Below are 2400 nucleotides of genomic sequence, written 5' to 3'. Positions count from 1 at the left end.
GCACCGGTGTCCATCTGACCCAGGTGGTTGAACAGGATCTGCGCCACCGGCTGCCGCGCCAGCTCCCGCCGCACCGAGGCCGCACCGTAATCCCGCAGCAGGCCGTAGCCCAAGCCGTTGCTCGGTACACCCCGCACCTGCTCCTTCGCCGTCTTCAGCACCGACGACTCGTCGTCCGCTTCCCGCAGATCCACCAGCACCGGATACAGCGTCGCAAACCAGCCCGCCGTGCGCGAAAGATCCACGTCGTCGAACAGGTCCTCGCGGCCGTGGCCCTCGAAGTCCACCAGCAGCAGCCGCTCGCCGGTCCAGCTCCCCATCGCCTCCGTCAGCGAGGCCAGCAGCACTTCCACCAGACGCGTCCGGTAGGCCTTCGGCGCCTGCTGCAACAGCGCCCGCGTCACCTCCGGATCCAGCGACCGGTGCACCTCGCCCTCCGAGGCCTCGTCATTGGCTCCGGACGTGTGATCCAGCGGTAGCGGCGGGACGTCTTCCCGAGCCGGGTCGGTCCAATACGACTCTTCCTGAGCCAGCGCCTCGCTCGCTCCATACTCCGCCAGGCGCTGGGCCCAACGCTGGAACGACGTCGTTTTCGGAGGCAGATCCGGCTCGCCGCCGCCGGCCAGCGTGGCGTAGACCTCCGCCAGATCCCGCACCACCACCTCCCAGGTGACGTTGTCCGCCACCAGGTGATGGGCGACCAGCAGCAGGCGCTGACGCGCCTCGACGCCATGATCGAAGACCGCAAACCGCACCAGCGGGGGCTCGCCGACGTCGAAGCTCCCCTGCAGCCGACCGCCCGCCCGCTCCTGGGCCGCCGCCCGGTCCGCATCCGACAGCGCCGACAAATCCACCACCACAAACGGCAGATCCACCTCCGGGCCATGGTTGGTCTGGAGCCAGCCCGCCTCGCCCCGGGCGAAGCTCATGCGCAGAGCATCGTGGTAGGTCAGCACCGCCGCCAGGGAACGCTCCAGCAGATCCGCCCGCCAGCGCTCCTTGAGCTCCAACAGCACCGGCAGCGTCGTATGGTGCAGGCTCTCCAGCCCCGACTCCAGGAACCAGCGCTGGATCGGCAGCAGCGGTACCTCGCCGGTCACCGGGCCCTGCTCCGCGTCGATCTCCGCCGCGCTGCCCGCCACCGCCGCCAGCTCCGCCACCGTCGAATGCTCGAAGATCTGACGCGGCGTCACCCGCAGACCTTCCCGGTGCAGACGGCTGATAATCTGAAGGCTCAGGATCGAATCGCCGCCGAGCTCGAAGAAGTCGTCGTAGATTCCCACCTTCGGAACGTTCAGCACGTCCTGCCAGACCTGCGCCAGCAGACGCTCCAGGTCGTCCCGCGGCGGCGCGTAGATCTCCTGCCCCGCCGCTCCCACTTCCCGCGTCAGCAGCGCCTTGCGGTCCACCTTGCCATTGGGCGTCAGCGGCAGCGCTTCCAGCTCATCGAAGACCGCCGGCACCATGTATTGCGGCAGGCTCTCCCCGACGTGGGTACGCAGCGCCCCCGCGTCCAGCTCCGTCCCCGCTTCCGGGACCACGAAGGCCACCAGCCGCGCTCCCGCCGCCATCGGCTGCGGCACCACCGCCACCTGGCGCACCGACTCGTGCCGCGCCAGCACCGACTCCACTTCCCCCGGCTCGACCCGGTAGCCGCGGATCTTGACCTGCTCGTCCAGACGACCCAGGAACTCCAATGAGCCGTCCGAGCGCCACCGAGCCCGGTCCCCGGTGCGGTACAGCCGGCCGCCCTCGTCCGAGCCCAGAGCGTCCGGCACGAAGCGAGACGCCGTCAGACCGGGACGGCCCCAATAGCCTCGGGCGATGCCCGTACCGCCGACGTAGAGCTCCCCGGGAGCCGCCACCGGCATCGAACGACCGGAACGGTCCAGAACGTAGACTTCCTGACCGGCGATGGGATGGCCGATGGGCAGATCCAGCTCCGCCTCCGACGGCGGCTCCGACGACCCTGCGGAAGCGAAGCGGTGCACCGTATTGGTCACCGTCGTCTCGGTCAGACCGAAGACGTAGAGCGCCGGAACGCCCCAAGCGCTCCAGGCCGCCAGGCGCTCCGGCGCCGGCTTTTGGGTGCCCAGCATCAACAGCCGCAGCGACTCCGGAGGACGGGCCCCCCGCTCTTCCAGATCCCGCACCCACTCCTGCCAGTACACCGCCGGCAGCTCCATCACCGTCACGCCCTGCTCCGCCACCACCGACTCCAGCTCCTGCGGTGACAGCAGCAGATCCCGGCCCGGCAGCACCACCGAGGCGCCCGCCAGGAGCGCCGGGATCACCTCTTCCACCACCACGTCGAAGCTGATGGAAGCGAATTGCAACACCCGGTCCTCGGCGCCCAGCTCCAGCTGGCGCACCATCTCTCGGGCGTAGATCAGCATCGAG

Annotated in this window: 1 protein-coding gene; it reads right to left on the bottom strand. The window is 69.6% G+C overall.

Going from position 1 to position 2400, the window contains the following annotated elements:
• Positions 1–2400: condensation domain-containing protein (locus SX243_25925; GenBank protein MDY7096424.1), on the bottom strand; the 2400-nt coding region annotated here is incomplete at both ends.

This window comes from Acidobacteriota bacterium, from assembly GCA_034211275.1.
In the GTDB taxonomy this organism is placed as follows: domain Bacteria; phylum Acidobacteriota; class Thermoanaerobaculia; order Multivoradales; family JAHZIX01; genus JAGQSE01.
The sequence above is the reverse complement of the archived record's forward strand: the minus strand, read 5'-3'. Positions and strand labels throughout refer to the sequence as shown.